The sequence below is a fragment of the Flavobacterium terrisoli genome (assembly GCF_030167905.1).
Taxonomy (GTDB): Bacteria; Bacteroidota; Bacteroidia; order Flavobacteriales; family Flavobacteriaceae; genus Flavobacterium; species Flavobacterium terrisoli.
In genome coordinates, this window is record NZ_JARGNA010000002.1 from 207,431 (window position 1) to 224,760 (window position 17,330).

Annotated in this window: 3 protein-coding genes; all 3 read right to left on the reverse strand. The window is 41.5% G+C overall.

The annotated features are described in order from the left end of the window. Positions 1 to 41: 41 nt before the first annotated feature. Positions 42 to 5,924, reverse strand: a complete 5,883-nt coding sequence (locus P1K33_RS03005; RefSeq protein ID WP_284651381.1) for a RemA C-terminal-like gliding motility protein — start codon at positions 5,922 to 5,924, stop codon at positions 42 to 44. A 461-nt stretch (positions 5,925 to 6,385) separates the two neighbouring features. Then, positions 6,386 to 16,705 (reverse strand): RemA C-terminal-like gliding motility protein, encoded by a 10,320-nt coding sequence (locus tag P1K33_RS03010; RefSeq protein WP_284651382.1) that lies wholly within the window; start codon positions 16,703 to 16,705, stop codon positions 6,386 to 6,388. 311 nt (positions 16,706 to 17,016) lie between these two features. Then, on the reverse strand, positions 17,017 to 17,328 hold the full coding sequence (locus P1K33_RS03015) for a DUF3467 domain-containing protein (protein WP_284651383.1): 312 nt from the start codon (positions 17,326 to 17,328) through the stop codon (positions 17,017 to 17,019). Between the last annotated feature and the right edge of the window lie 2 nt (positions 17,329 to 17,330).

Sequence of the window (17,330 nt, forward strand, 5' to 3'; positions counted from 1 at the left end):
CATCAATTACTTGATGGGGTTTTTCTATTTTAGGGATTGAACTATCTTATCACTTTCTTGGTTACTACCAATCCTTCTTGAGAAGTGATTTGAACCAAAAGCACTTGATTGCTTTGACCAACATTGATAATCGTTTGTGAATCGTTTACTTCTTTTTTCTCTAATATCAATCGACCTTTGATGTCAAATACTTTCACTTCAGACATAACAATGTTACCGGTTTTAATTACAAAGTCTTTCACTTCATTTTGGTAGATAACCACCTGATTCGCATTGAATGTTGGAGTGCCAACACCTAACGGCATTTGGTAAAGCACTTCAAAACGCGAAGCAAATGTTCCCGCATCTGAGTTGAAATTGTAAGCTCCAGTGGTTAAATCATGGATTGTAGTTGTTAAATTATCGCGTAAATAAATGGTTTGTCCTTCTGAGAACAATCCGTCCACATGGTCAATTGCAACCGTATAGTTTCCTGCATTAGTGATTCTAAGCCCTAATGGCACAACATCACTCAACTCAAATGGCAAAGCTCTTCCTTGGATAACCAAAGACTCATTTCCTACGGTTGAATACAAAGCGATGTCACCATCATTAATCAATCTACCGTCAATACCGCCATCATAACCCATAGTCGCATCAGTCATATAACCAAAGGCTGTTTGACAGAATAATCCTGCTGCATTGGTTACATTTAACCAAATACGGTTAGATTCAGAAACGGTATTTACCTCCTGATTCGTTCTGAAGAATTGTCCTGCGGTATTATTAAGACGCATAGTATTGTCGAACTCAACCGCTGAAGCACCACTTTCGGCCTCAACGATAAATCCTTGACCGGTTTGTATTACACCATTCAAATCATTGGCTTCTGGTTGGCCATTGGATACATAAGTACCATTTCCTCCACCCGCAGGAGACCAAGAACAGTAAGCATTATTGGCCGTTGTATTGTTTGTTTCTCTCCAGAAATATAACACCCCGGTAATTCTCTCATCTCCTGATTGTCTATTGGCAGCCACAAAATCAACCGCGCTTATAGGTGATGGATATGGATTTCCGATTAAATTATATCTGAAACCTGAACCATTATCGCTAATACTGATTGAATAATCTCCATTATTGGCCGTTCCTGTGAATTGTCCATTCCAAGGAGTTGCTGTAGTTGGATGATTCCATGGCATACGGATTAAATAACCTTGTCCAACAGTAAAAGGAACATTGTTCGTATCGGTTCCGTTTACTCCATTTCCGTTTAAACCGGTAATATTGAATCCTAAACTATTGTTATAAACATTAGTAGCAGTCAAATACTGATAGAATCTGTTAGCAAAAGTCAATGGTGAAAAGGCATACAATCCCTGTCCGGTAACCGGTGAAGACCATAGGGTATAATCAAGACGTTTTAAAGCAGAACTGTTGCGTTTCACCACTGTTGAACCTGAACCTATATTGGATACATTATTGGTCTGAAGTAAATTGGCATTATTCTCTATTGTCAAAGTTCCGTCATTGTCAATTACATCTGTAACTGTCAAACCATTTAACGAATTAACTTTTAAAGTAGTTCCCGAATCTAAAGTCAAAGTGTTGATTGTTACATTTGATGAAATCTCTGGATAAAAAGTAGCCGTACTGATGGTTACATTTGAAACCGCAGCAGGTACTACACCACAAGACCAGTTAGCTCCATTTGACCATGCTGTGCTTACGCTACCTGTCCAAGTATTATCATTAGAAATTGTCACTACCCAGCTTCCGCTTGATTGTGTAAATGTTGGGTTACAGGTATTGTCTTTAGCAAATCTGATATAGGTTGTTGTAACAGTTAATCCTGGTGGTGGATCAAAAGTTGCCGAATTTGAATCTGGTATATCAACACCATTTGCTTGCCAAACATAAGTTATAGACCCATCGCCACCAGTTGCATCAGAAAGACTACCGATTGCAAAAGCCGGAAATCCATTATAACAAACTGTCTCGCCACTTGTACTAATTGCTCCTGAGTTAAAAGAAGTTCCGTATACAAAAGCAGTAACCGCTGTTCTTGAACCTGAAACACAACCGGTTGTTGTATTTCTGGCCTCAGCATAATAAATTGTTGTAGAAGAAATACTTGGTGTAGTATAACTTGTTGAATTGCTCAATAATAATGTTCCTCCGGAAGAAGCATCATACCAATCTACTGTTTCTCCTCCGTTTACTGAGGCAGATAAATTTACTGTTCCGGTACTGCAAATCGCACCATCTGTTCCAATTGGAGCATTTGGCAAAGCATTAACGGTCAAAGTTCCGTCAACATAAGTAATGTTATAGTTTGATGCAGTAAATGTTCCACCGGTTGCAGCCGACGAAACTATTGGATGTGAACCAACAGCAGCACCTGAAGCTGCACCTGTACTTGATAAGGTTACACTTCCGATGGTTTCACTATTTTGCAATCCGATTGAAGAAAAGGCCGAAGTTCCTAAAGTATAAGTAGTTCCAAAACATTTTACAGCATTATCAGCTGTAATGGTTAATGAAGCTGCTGTAACGGTTAATGTTCCTGAGTTTGGAGTATAAGTGATGTTGTAGTTACTCGCTGTAAATGTCCCTCCGGTTGCAGCCGATGGTGTAATCGTTGATGTACTTCCAGCAGCATCTGTAGCTGCTAAAGCACCAGCTCCATAAGTCAAAGTTACCGTTCCGATAGTTTCCCCATTTACCAATCCGGTTGAACCGAAAGCAGTAGAACCTGAAACCGGCGTACTTTGGGTAGTCCCATAAACTTTGGTTCCGTTATTCGCTGTAATAGTTAAGTTAGCCGCAATAACAGTTAAGGTTCCTGAATTAGGCGTATAAGTGATATTATAATTACCGGCTGTAAAAGTTCCTCCTGTTGCCGCTGATGCCGTAATTGTAGAAGTACTTCCAACCGCATCCGTAGCTGCCAAAGCTCCGGCTCCATAAGTCAAAGTTACCGTTCCGATAGTTTCCCCATTTACCAATCCGGTTGAACCAAAATCAGTTGAACCTGTTACCGGTGTACTTTGGGTTGTACCATAAACTTTGGTACCATTGTTTGCCGTTATCGTCAATGACGCAGCATTCACGATAAGCGTCCCGTTATTATAGGTTATTGAATAATTACTTGCAGTAAATGTTCCTCCAGTTGCAGCTGAAGCCACTATGCTGTATGAACCAACTGCTGCAGTTGCTCCTGCTCCTGCACTTGCAGTGGTTATGCTTCCAATAGTTTCCCCATTTTGCAAACCAGTTGGCGTAAATGCTGTAGAACCTGAACCTACAGTGTAAGTTTGCCCATAAGTTTTACTGTCATCATTAGCGGTTATCGTTAATGGAGCAGCAGTAACCGTTAATGTTCCTGAATTTGGGGTATAGGTAATATTATAATTGCTTGCCGTAAATGTCCCTCCGGTCGCAGCCGATGGTGTAATCGTTGAAGTACTTCCAACAGCGTCTGTAGCTGCTAAAGCGCCAGCTCCATAATTTAAAGTTACTGTTCCGATAGTTTCCCCATTTACCAATCCGGTTGAACCGAATGCCGTTGAACCTGAAACCGGTGTAGTTTGTGTTACACCATAAACTTTGGTTCCGTTATTTGCTGTAATCGTTAAGTTAGCCGCAATAACAGTCAACGTCCCTGAATTTGGCGTATAAGTAATATTGTAATTACTGGCTGTAAAAGTTCCTCCCGTTGCCGCTGATGCGGTAATAGTAGAAGTACTTCCCACAGCATCTGTGGCTGCTAAAGCTCCGGCTCCATAAGTCAAAGTTACCGTTCCGATAGTTTCACCATTTTGCAAACCGGTTGACCCGAAAGCGGCTGAACTTGTTACCGGTGTACTTTGAGTCGTACCGTAAACTTTGGTACCATTGTTTGCTGTTATTGTCAATGCCGCAGCATTCACGGTAAGCGTCCCATTATTATAGGTTATCGAGTAGTTACTCGCTGTAAATGTTCCACCAGTTGCCGCTGAAGCCACTATGTTGTATGAACCAACTGCAGCTGTTGCTGACGCTCCTGTACTTGCAGTCGTTATGCTTCCAATCGTTTCCCCATTTTGCAAACCAGTCGGCGTAAATGCTGTAGAACCTGCACCAACGGTATACGTCTGCCCATAAGTTTTGCTGTCATTATTAGCTGTTATGGTTAATGGCGCAGCAGTTACGGTTAATGTTCCTGAATTTGGAGTATAAGTGATATTATAATTGCTTGCAGTAAATGTTCCTCCGGTCGCAGCCGATGGTGTAATCGTCGAAGTACTTCCTACCACAGCATTTCCAGCCAAAGCGCCAGCGCCATAAGTCAAAGTCACTGTTCCGATAGTTTCACCATTTACCAATCCGGTTGAACCGAATGCAGTCGAGCCTGAAACCGGTGTAGTTTGTGTTACACCATAAACTTTGGTTCCATTATTCGCTGTAATCGTTAAGTTAGCCGCAGTTACGGTTAAGGTTCCTGAATTTGGCGTATAGGCTATGCTATAGTTACTCGCCGTAAATGTACCTCCGGTCGCCGCTGATGGCGTAATCGTTGAAGTACTTCCAACTGCTGCGTTATTAGCTAAAGCTCCTGCTCCATAAGTCAAAGTTACCGAACCGATAGTTTCACCATTTTGCAAACCGGTTGAACCAAACGCTGCTGAACCTGTTACTGGTGTACTTTGAGTCGTACCATAAACTTTAGTACCATTGTTGGCCGTTATCGTTAAAGCTCTTGTGGCGATTGAAAAAGCCGTAGCACTAGAACTATTTGATCTGTAAAAACCATCCGAACTGTCCGCTACTGTAGCGGTTACGGTATAACTACCTGCATTTGTAGGGCGGGTTGCACTTGGACCATAAGTAGTTCCACTCACACCAACATAACTAAAAGTATAGCTGGTTCCGGTTCCTGTGTTGGTTGCTGCATTTGGACCTTGCGCCAAACCAGTATAAGTATAAGAACCAACGGTTGGTGTAACTGTTGGTGTTGTACTAGTGTATGCTGCTACATTAACCATACCAGTGGTAGCGGTAAAATAAGTATTGTTTTTATAGGTAGCGGAAGATGTTGTTGATCCCCAAGTACCGGTATTCGTCCCTGAACTTCCTAAAGTAAGCGAATTTACATTGTAAGTTGTACCTGTATTTAGAGCAGCAAGAGATCCATTAACCGTGAGATTATTTGATATTGTTGTTCCAGACGCTAGTGTTTTTGTTCCCGAACCTGTTAAGGAAACATTATAATGTGCACCCGCCCTTACCGATTGTGCACCGGCATTATTATAGTTGACAGTACCTGTCGACTGAGTAAAAACCGTTGTAGAAAAAGTCCCTGTCAAATTTAAGGTTCCTGCACCTGAGAAAATAACTGATGCACTTGCAGTCAATGTTCCCGTTCCATTTAACGAAGTTCCTGCCACATTTCCTGTAGCCGTAACAACCCCTGTCGAATTAATCGTAAGATTGGTTCTTCCGTCACCTCCAGATCCAGCGGTTCTATTTCCAGGTGATTGATTAATATTTCCACACACCAAGTTTCCGGAAACTGTTAATGTTGTTGTACTTATATTCCCATTACCCATAGCGGTAGCCGAACCAATTGTTACGGCGCCGGCTCCACCACTACCAACAGTTAATGTTTGTCCGCTATTAATGGTTAGTGAAGTAGTCACACCATTATTAGTTGAATTATTTATTTGCACCGAGGCACAAACCGCACCGGGAATGTTTACCACAACGACTTGACCGGCTGTTAAAGTAACCGAATCCGTATTAGCCGGAAGCCCGTTTGGATTCCAGTTATTACCATCTCCCCAGTTGCTTGTTCCTGCTCCTCCATCCCATGTCTTCTGACCATAAGTGGCACTGACAAAAAAGAAAGTTAAAAATAGAAATGCTAGTTTGAATTTCCTTGAATTGAGTAGTAATTTTTTCATGTGTTGTTGTTTTGAGACTTGCGTAAATGATTTTTTGGCGAAAATATCTGTTATAAATGCACAGAACAATTATAATTGTTCAATAGCAGAAATTATCGATGTAATTTAATAATGCTAAATTTTGATGCATTTTACTGAGTTTTGCTTGCAATTAATGACCAGTTTTTAACTCATTTCATTCAAACAAGGCTCAGTCCTACAAAAAAACAAAATTTAAGTCTATTATCTACACTTATTTCCGCTAAATAACACAACATTTTTAATATCTGTAGCTTTTTTACCTTTATATTTATGTTAATTAACATAAAAAAGTAGTCCTAATGATAACAAGCATAGGTTTCGTTTGAAAACATTTTAACAAAGAATTTATACAGAACTATTTGAAGTTTGTCTTTTTATCATAAAACAAAAAACCTCCCAAGTTATTGGGAGGCATTTGTATAAAACGAATACGGTTTACGCTATTTAACTATTTTTTTGGTTACTGTTATTCCTTCCTGAGAAGTAATTTGAACGAGCAAAACTTCATTGACCAAACTCACCGGAATACTAGTCTCTGATGTATTGATTTCTTTTCTTTCAATAATTAATCGACCATTAATGTCAAATATTTTCACTTCACTCATCATAGTAGTTCCGGCATCGATCACCAAATCATTTTGCCCATTTTTATAAATCACAATTTGATTGGCATTAAATGGTGGCGTATTAATACCCAAAGTATTATCCAAATATACAATTCTAAAGCGATCGGCAAAAAAGCCTGTATTACTGCTAAAGGAGTAAGGTGCAGCTTTGATATCTACAATTTGTCCTAAAAGCAAATCTTCTAAATAAACATCCTGGGTTGCAAGCACACCATCGGCTGTATTAAAGACAATGCTGAAAGTTCCTGCAACATCTGTTTTAAAGGATAACGGCACCACATCTGTATCCATGAAAGGTAGCGCTCTGTGCTGTACTGACAACTCTTTATTCTGAACCAACGATGTCAGTGCCAATGGACTGTCATTGATATAAGCACCATCAAAAGCTTCGTCCAAATCATTTGTGGCTTCTTCTTTGTAACCAATGGCTAAATTCCCAACTTCCACTTCATTATTCTTCAAATACAACCACAGTCTTCCTTCCCCAATGGTGTTGGCTTGATTGTTTGTTCTGAAGAAACGACCATTATTGGCTTCACGCTGTGTATTCTTAAACTGTAAAGATCCGGCCGAGTTGGCTTTTACAAAGAAACCTTGACCCGGTTCAATGTTATAATATTCTTCAGCTCCTGAACTAAACGTTCCGCCACTATAAGTAACATAAGAAGTTGTTGCCTGACCCGGAAGGGTTTGGTTTACATTGTTCAATTTTCTCCAGAACCATAAAGTAGATCCGATTAAACCTGAATTATCAGTTAAGAAAGTAGAAATTTTAATAGGCGATGGATAAGGATTACCCACAGCATTATAACCATAGTTATCCGGATCTCCAGCGGTTTTATCTATTGAAACCGAAATGTCTCCACTGTTTGGCACTCCTGTAAAACTACCCGGATAAGAAGCCGGTGTTCCGGTACTCACATCTACCCAGTTGTTTGGTGTACGGATTAAGTAACCTCTTCCCGTTTGGAAAGTACTGGTTGAAGACAGTGCCAAACCATTGGTATACCAATCCGACGTAGAATAAACATTCGTAGATTCTTTATAGGTATAAAAACGGTTGGTTAAGGTTAGCGGTGAAAAACCGTAAAGATTTTGTGAGGCAACAGGCGAAGTCCATAAAGTATAATCCAAACGATACAAAGGAGAACTGTTACGCTTGATAGTTGCTGCTCCACTATTTGTATTGGTTGCACCGCCTTGTAAAAGAACAGCATTGCTTTCAAGAGTAAATGTACTTCCTGTTTCAACAGTGAGCGCTCCGTCTAAAGTAATAGTATGATTTGGTGACACAATAACATTAGCGTTGTTAGTTACTGTTAGTGCACAAGCCGATAAACTTTCTGTTGTGGTATAATTACTCGATATTACTGCTGACGTAGATGCTGTTGGAGTACCTGACCATGAACCATTCCACGTAACCGTTTGAACGGTTAAAGTCGTTGTATCCGTGTTAGTGCATCCTGTTGATGTATTCGTTCCGGTAACCGTAAAGTTAGCCGTTACAGTCGTTTTAGCATAAACGGTTGCAGCATTTGCACCGGTATAAAGAATGGTAGCATTAGCATCATCATAAAGCGTATTCGAAACATCCGAAGACCAAACATAACTGTCTGCACCGGTAGCTGTTAATGTGACAATTTTATTGGCACAAACCGCAGTATCCGCAGTGGCAATTATCGTCGGTAAAGGATTAACGGTAACTGCAATACCATTTGAAGTAGCGGGAGAATTCACCAAACACGGCGTTGCATTTGAAGTCATCACTACACTTACTGTATCTCCGTTCACCAATGAATTAGAAGTATAAGTAGTACTATTTGTTCCTACAGGTGTTGCACCAGCGTACCATTGAAAGGATGGTGTTGTTCCTCCATTGGTTGGCGTTGCCGTAAACGACAAACTTGCTCCTGCACAAATTGTTGTACTCGAATTGGCGGTAATACTAACTGAAGCAGACAAAGCAGGAGTAACCGTCAGTACGCCATTAACAACAGTCGTTCCATTCCAGTTTCCGCCACCGGTAGCCGAATAGCCTCCGTAAGCCCATTGGCAACCATTTATTCTATATCGGAAAGCATAATAATAAGTTCCTGCTCCCAATGATGCTCCACCGGTAAACTTATACTCGTCATTGTTACTCCCAATTCCGGCCTGACCAAAATAGCTTACTCCGGTCGATGTCCAGGATGTCCAGGTATTTGGATTTGTATCTGCTGTATGATACCCGAATTGTACTTCAATATTGCTTCCGGCTCCAGCAGCTTCAGTAACCGTTGGCTCGTATACCTGACCATAGGCATCAAAAGTACTGCCTGCACAAATCGTTGCAGAATCGGTTTGCAAATTGCCATAATCTAATATTCCTCTTTGAATGGTAATCGAAACATCATCCGTAGACGCTGTACAAGTTCCATTACTGATTGTCCATCTTAAAACATAAGTCGTATTTGAATTGCCTGTAAAGTTCGATGCCGGATTGCCTGATTCGGCTACGGCACCACCAGTACCGCTTATGATACTCCATGAACCAACTCCTATTACCGGAGTATTCGCCTCTAAAGTAATGGTTACTCCTTCACAAACTGTCAAATCATTACCTGCTGCAGCTGTGGTTGGAGGTGAACTTACGGTTAGTGTTCCATTGATATTTGAACTTCCATTCCAGAAACCGCCATTGTATCCGCCATACTGCCAATCACAAGCACCTTGTTTGTATCTGAAAGTGTAATAATAAGTACCTGCCGATCCTGGCGTGAATACATAAGAGTACTCATCGTTATTGCCTTGTTGTGAATTAAATGATGCAGCTGTCCATGTTGTCCAAGAAGCCGGATCGGTGTTGGTAGCATTATACCCGAACTCAACAGTTATTCCTGCACCCGCACCGGCGCCCGGAGTTACTCCTGGTTCATAAACCTGTCCGTATGCTGTAAAAGAACCTCCCAAACAGATTGAACCTGTAGCCGGGAATTGAAGATTTGCAAAATCTACAGTTGAAGAAACAGCAACAGTCACCACTCCTGAAATCGCTGGAGTACAGACACCATTAGAAACAACAGCTCTAAAATACTTCGTTGCCGTTAATGCTCCTATGGTTGTATCTGGTAAAGTCGAACTTGTTTGACCTGAAATATCAGTAAATACGGAATTGTCATTTGAAGACTGCCACTGAATATTTCCTGAACTTCCACTCAATGATATATTTGACGGAGTCGCGCCTGAACAAATTGACTGGTTACTACTAACTGTACCTGCAACCGGCGTCGTATTCACCGTTAAGGTAGTTGAAGAGGTCTTGGTACAAGAGCCCAAAGTTGCCGTAGCTATATAAGTGGTTGTCGTAGATGGTCTTGCATAAACTGTTGACAAAGCCTCTCCGGCATAACCGGTAGTAGCACCACTATTGGTATATAAACCTGTTGATGGAGACCAAGTTATAGGATAGTTCCCAGCCACTCCAAAAGTCATTACCGGTCGGTTAGTACTGGTTGCATTACCAGTAGCTGTTGAACAGGAATTTGAACCGTTTAAGGTTGCTGTACTAACTACTGAAGGAGTTGAAACACTCACCGTAGCAGTTGTTCCCGAGGTCACACCGGCCATACAGATGTTGACTACGATATTCGAAGTACCATCCCATGAAAAAGCTGTTCCAAATGTATGGGTATTAAGCCCTGAAGTCACCACATAATTGGTTCCGGTGTATACTGTCGTAAATGTTGGTGAAAGGAATGTTGTTGTCATTACTGTGGCAGCAGTGTTAGCCATTCCAATAGTATAAGTCGGAATAGTTCCTGCACCGGCAGAAGTAACATTAAAAGCTATCGATGTAATATTGGTTGCTGAAGTTATCCCAGCTGCATTAAGTTCCGCTTTAGTGATCAAATACTGCATTCTTGCCTGTGTAGTAACGGCTTGTCTGTATGGCGTATTGGCCGCTGCAGAACTTCCCGAACTGGTTCCGATAGTAACAGTTGTTGTACTAGGAGAACTGGCAGTTAAAGTCGTAATAGTACTGTCACAAACAGTAGTACTTGAAGGTGTTACAGTAACTGTCGAAGGTGATGGGTTTACTGTAACTGTGATGGTTTGGGTTGTAGTCATTGCGCCTGCAACCCCCGTAACTGTATAAATGGTAGTGGTTGTAGGACTGGCGGTAACTGTCGCTCCCGAAGTAGCACTCAACCCTGTAGCTGGTGACCATGTATAAGTATAGGCCGCTGTACTTGATGCTGTTAACGATGTAGAAGCACCGTTACATATTGTAGCGCTTGGTGAAGGTGTTATGGTGATTGGATCTGGTGTTGGTTTTATCGTCACGTTGTCCAAAAACTGATTATCTCCAAATTCCGAGTGGAATTTAAAGGCAAAATATACTGTGGCTTGATTCCCGGCTGCCGCTATGGTTACCGTTTTTTTGTTCCATTGTGCTGTTGAAGAAGCCAAAGTCCCATCGTGTCTCGGAATAAAACTTCCGGCATTGGTCCATGTGGTTCCATCCAAAGAATACTGGATCTGAACCCCTTCGTTCAAATAATTCCCGGTACTGTATAAACTATTATTCTCATTTCTCCAATAGAACTCAACGTCTACACTGGCAAAACCTGTAGTAGTTGCCGGAACGCTTATCAAACGTTCCTCACCTCCGGCATCTCCTGAAACACTGAATGAATTATATTGAACCATATGTGATCCTTCCTGTGGAGTTGTGGTTGGGCCACTTCCTGAAGCAAGGAATGAAATTTTTGTTGCAGCCTGAAGTACCGTTGCGGTTCCGCCTACCGGAACTATAGCGGTAGACCAACATATTGGCATTGAAGTACTGTTGAACCCTTGGATGATATTCAATGTGGCATTGGCACAAACGGTTGTTACCGTTCCCGAAGACAAATAAGTACTGTCACAAACTCCGTTGTTGGCTTTCGCTCTGTAATAATAAACCGTTCCCGCAGTCAAGCCGGTTAGTGTTTTGGTCACAGCTGTTCCTACTGAGAATGGCGAACCTGAGATTGGAGTAGTATAACCAGAATCGGTGTAGACTTCCAAAGTGTAATTTACGGTTGCGGCAGTTCCTCCTGCTGATGCTGTCCAGGAAATGGTAGCGCCTGTAGTTGTAATCGCCGAATTGACAAAAGCTGTAGGCGCTGCCGGACATGTAATCTGGCTGGCACTTACCCCTGTTGAATACCATGGTGCTCCGAAACAACTATTAGTGTTATCTCTTGAAAACACATAGTAATAATAATTGGTATTTGCTGTAAGCCCTGTTTGAGAAAGCGTGGTAGAATTTGCATTGGCCACACAAGTATATGAATCTGATCCAAAGGTATAAGACGTACCACTATTGTAAGTTGTACCGTTTAAAGGTGCCGGAGCCATACTGCTGGTTGATCTGAAAATAACATAGGCTGTAGGCACCGGACTTGCTGCGGTAAAATTCAAATTCAATGTGGTGGCAGTAACTGAAGAAAAAACCAATGAAGAAGGATTATTCGGCACACTACAAGCGGTCACAAAAGTTCCCGGTCCTGTCCATATACTCTTATTGGTCCCATCACAATTGGAACGCACCCAGAAATAATAGGTCGTTGCAGCACTCAATCCTGAAATCCCGGTAGTTAAAACTGTAGGCCCTACGCTACCCGAAGCAGAAGTTCCTGCTGTTGGGGCAGTATTCGAAGTGCTATAGTAATACTCATAAGAATTTCCGGGAGTTGTAGCCGCTGCTGTCCAGTTCAGCGATGCTGAATTATTGGTAACCGCGCTGGCTGCAGAAACAGAAGCCGGTGCATCGGCACAAGCCGGCAAAACTTCAACCCCAAAATTATCAATATGGAAATCAATATCCGGAGTACTTGAAGACGTAGTCGCCACAAAGGCAAATTTCACTACGCCGCTATAAGATGTTAAGTTAATATATTCCGTTTGACCGGTATTGCTGTAAGTTGCTGCTCCGGTGTAAGTTTTCAAAGTATTAGTACTGCTCCAGGTTGCACCGCCATCTGTAGAGATAATCACTCTTACAATGTGTGTCCCTAATGTAGATTGAACAGTGGTTCCGTTAAAAGAAGTTACCGCCATATCATATTTCAAACGATACAATCCGGCTGTTGACCCTAAATCAATCGGGTTGGAAATAATCCATTCTCCCGGATTGGTATTGAATAAATTGGTTTTTACACCCACATTCGAACCCGTATTGGCAAAACCTGTAGAATTCAACCATTCACTGTCAGCAGAAGTCAGTGTCGATGGATTGGCAACAGCTCCGGTAGCTTCAGACCAACAAACCGGGTTTGGTGCACTTCCGGTAAAAGTGGCAAAAGTCTGTACCGTGGTTGGCACTGCTTCAGCCCCACAAAGAGTTGTTACAGTTCCTCCGGTAAGATAGGCACTATCACAAGAGCCGTTATTGGCTTTTACCCTATAGTAATAAGTAGTTATCGATGATAAACTTGTTAGAGAATAAGAAACTCCTGATCCTACACTGAAAGGCGAACCAGAAATTGGAGTAGTATAACCGGAATTGGTGTAAACCTCCAAAGTATAGTTTATCGTAGCCGCACTTCCGCCTACAGCAGAACCGGTCCAAGAGATAGTGGCTCCTGTAGAAGTCACTCCCGAGTTAACAAAAGCAGTCGGAGCGACCGGACAGGTAGTCAAAGTACCAGTAAGTGGAGATGCCGACAGATATTTAGGCCCACCACTACAAGCACCGCTGTTATAGCTGAAAATCGTAATGGTATAAGCAGTATTTGAAGCCAGTGAACTTGCCGAAAAAGAAGTTGACGAACTTGATTGGATTACTGTTCCGTTTCCAATGGTATTTCCTGCAGCATAATTTGATCCGTCGGAAAGCGTTCCCGAAAATGCGCCTGAACTACGGATAACCAAATAGCCTGTTGGGGATCCTGACGCCGTTGTAAATGATCCGGCGATTGAATTTACGGTATTGGTCCCAGAAACAAAACCAGTCGCTTGTGTTGATGGTGTAGTACAAGCCACTATCGACGATGTAAAGTTTCCAGCATCGGCACCGATGTCTTCAGGAGTGAGTCCGGAACGGGTTTGTCCGTCATAATCATCGGTAATGGTTGAAATATTGATTCCGCTTCCTTCCACAACCGTAGGATTGGTGGCATGAATGTGCAAATCAGGGGTTGTTCCTGTCGCATCAATAAATTGAGGATTCCCATTAAAACTATTAAGATCCTGAGAAGTTGCGGTTTGCCAAGCGGAAAGCGATGCACGGTCTGAAGTCAGAAAACCTAATACTCCTCCGGTTCCGTCGGTATAGTAATCATTATAATTGGATGTGTTTGTAGCAGGTGTAGAAACATAGTTTATGGCATAATGCTTACCGGTTCCTGTGTTATTGCTTCGCCCATTGTAGAAAATGTTATTTCTCACATTGACAACATGCGATGTTGATGCTGTAGAAATGAAACAACTCGTATTGGCTGTTCCGGTAGTTACTCCGGCACCTCCAATATAAACACTGTTAAAGTAACAATTGTTGGTTCCTCCACCTACATTTATTCCGGTAAATGTATAATTCCCTGTGATGGCTGTTCCTGAAGTATCATATCCCAAACGAATGATATTATTTTGAACAGTATTCGTTCCTGATGATCCCACCATGCTGATACCATTGACGGTTGACGCCGCTGAAGTTGCCACATTAAAATTGTAAATCAGGTTACGGGCAAACGAATTGGTTGCGGCCGCTGATACATTCCTAATCCCAATGATATTAACGGCGGTACCTCCGCTATTGATATTTGACAGGTTATAAATTTGATTCTGACTTATGGTTTGCGCTGCCGCGGCATCAATTCTGATACCAATAATAGAGCTTGCCGAACCGCTACCGGTACCACCGGCTGTTCTCATATTTCTGATGATATTTCCGGTTAAGGTTGCAATTGGCGCTGTAACCACAATACCATTAATGGTATTGGCAGTATTAGAAGAAGTATTATCGATTGAATTCGCCACTGTTCCTCCAATGGTGTTGTTATTACAGGTCCAGTTTACCGATGAACTTGTGTTACATCTTAAACCAAAGAATGAAACAGAACCGGTAGAAGAGTTGGTAATCGATATACCTCCGATATTATTATTACTTGTGTTCCAGTTACTCGATCCGAAATTATATATACCGTTGATATCTGAAGCTGTTGATGAAGAGGAAGTATAAGTGATGCTTCCTGTTGCCGACATGCTACCAATGGTGTTACCGGTAGTATTTCCAATGTTAACCAAACCGGCCGCTACATAAATTCCAATAAATGGTGATGAGCTGGTGGTTCCACTGGCTGCTCCGGAAAATGCAATACCGGCAATGGTATTCCCCTGAACACTTGTGGCTGTAGCTGTGGATAAATTCAAGTTGATTGGATAAAACAATGAACCTGAAATAGAAACAAATCCATAAGTTCCGGTACCGGATGAATTGGCATAACCAATCGTATTGTTGGTAATGGCAAAATTATTTCCTGATGAAGTATTGGAAATGTTTATCGCAGCGTGTAAGGATGCCGTAGTTTGGGTTCTTGAGGCACTTTGGTAGAATTTATTTCCACTTATGGTCCAATCGGTATTTCCGTTTCCGAGGTAAATTCCGGAACTTGCCACTGCCGCTCCAAAATAATCATAAATGTTATTATTGGAAATGGTAACCCCACTGTTATTTATGGCAGTTGTACCAGTTGAACCATTACCATATATGGCCTTGGATGGTAAATTAGAACCCGCCGGACCGATATTACAATTGGAAATCGTGTTGTTGTCATTTCCGTTGGTTGTAGTACCATCTGTTGAAAAGAAGAAAATCCCTCCATTTGTCCCATTAGCCATCGTTGCAGAACCCAAAACATTACAGTTGGTTATTGTGTTACCCGTTGCTCCTTCTAAAAACTTGAAAGTTGATGTCCCCGAAGTATTTGAAGTACTCAGGTTGGAGATAGTTAGCGTGTTACCTCCGGAATTCAATCCGTTGAAGGTTACATTATCTGCACCACTGATGTTAAGCATTGGAGCAGCCACCGTTCCACTAATCGTTCTGGCGCCTAAAGGGTTCAAAGTAATCGATGTCCAGTTCGTTGATGCATTAAGGGAATTCGTTCCTGCTTCAGAAGAACTATCTGCAGTTTGCAAAATGGTCACTGCCCCTGTTCCCGAAGCTGCTGTATTCAAAGCCGAGAAAACCCCGGAGGCATTTGTCAAACTTGAATAACCTATACCCGAAGCAAAAGTCCCCGCAGCACTGGTCACAATGAAAGCACCCGTAACCGGAGTCCAGGAATAATTAGATCCACTATTGCTATTTACGTTTAATGTACTTAAATCATGTACTTCCTGAGTACTTAATGACGTTACATCACTATCAATTGCTGTTTTTGTACGGTTACTGGTATAAACATAAAAACTAACCGCTCCTGATTGCCAAGGAATACTTGCTGACCAGCTTGTCCCTGAACCTGTTGCCTGAACAATGGTAGAAGTTGAAAAGCTATTGGTTGAATAACGTACAAAAATATTTTCCCCTGTAGCCGGCGTGCCTGAAGTCACAATATTAATGGTTCTTGAGCCATAAGTTCCAACGGCCTGAGAAACTGAATTAACGGTTACCGGGTTATAACTCGTTTCCAAAATGGCCATTCTCTGACTGGCATAGGAACTTCCTTTGATAATGTTATACGTATAATAATAATTAGCCTGTGTTGCCGGCAATCTACCGTTGCTGTTGTAACCAGTGGTATAAAAATTTGCTGATGCCGTACCTGTATTTGGAACAATTACCGTATTGAAACCCGTTAAGGTTTGTATTCCGGCTCCCGAAGTGGTTCCCCATTGGTTGAAATAACCATCGGCATTGAACTGCCAATTGCGTGTTCCTGAAGAAGTCCCGGAACCGTTTTCCTGGAATCGGGCTCTAAACGCCCCACCTACCAGGGTCATTCCTGTGTTGGCATAGGTACCGCTGACATCCTGATTGATAGACATGGAACCAGGCTGTGCCCAAATGCAATTGCTCATCAAAAGGGAAAAAAGAAGGCCTAAGTTAAAAATGACTTTTTGAAAAAGAGTTTTCCCAGCAATCAAATTGGTTTGGATAGAGTTACTCATACTGTGGTATTGTATTTTTGTTTTATTTATTCTTTGGTATTATTACATAAAAAAAGACAGTGCATAACTGTCCCAAATCAATTTAGGGGACGTAAAACTAACCAAAAAAAATGCTCTATATAAAAATCAAAAAAAAAAATGTTACGCAAACGTTGTAGTTGCAATAAATAACATTGACTTTAAGCCATATAACATTAAATTGTAGTTAAATACAGCAATAAAATATGCTCCATATCAAACTAATAATCAGTATAAAAGCAAAAGCCCTCTCAATCACTTGAGAGGGCTTTTTTATTTAAAACATATTAAACTTATGCTTGACCGGCAGGACCGAAATTCAAAGGAATTGGTGGTTGTTCCGTATCCTTGATTTCACCGTTGGCTAATTCATATCGGTGGATGTTCTCGCCTAATGCCTTCAGAAATCTTTTAGCATGCTGCGGTGTTAAAACAATTCTCGATTTAACTTTTGCCTTTGGCACACCAGGCATGATGGTTACAAAGTCAACTACAAATTCAGAAGCGGAATGATTGATGATAGCCAAGTTGGAATAAATTCCTTCGGCTGTTTTCTCATCCAACTCAATATTGATTTGCCCTTGTTGTTGATTATTATCACTCATGA

Bases quoted from the DNA above. Each gene is read 5' to 3' on its own strand.
- P1K33_RS03005 (WP_284651381.1), bottom strand. From the start codon at position 5,924: ATGAAAAAATTACTACTCAATTCAAGGAAATTCAAACTAGCATTTCTA.
- P1K33_RS03015 (WP_284651383.1), bottom strand. From the start codon at position 17,328: ATGAGTGATAATAATCAACAACAAGGGCAAATCAATATTGAGTTGGAT.
- P1K33_RS03010 (WP_284651382.1), bottom strand. From the start codon at position 16,705: ATGAGTAACTCTATCCAAACCAATTTGATTGCTGGGAAAACTCTTTTT.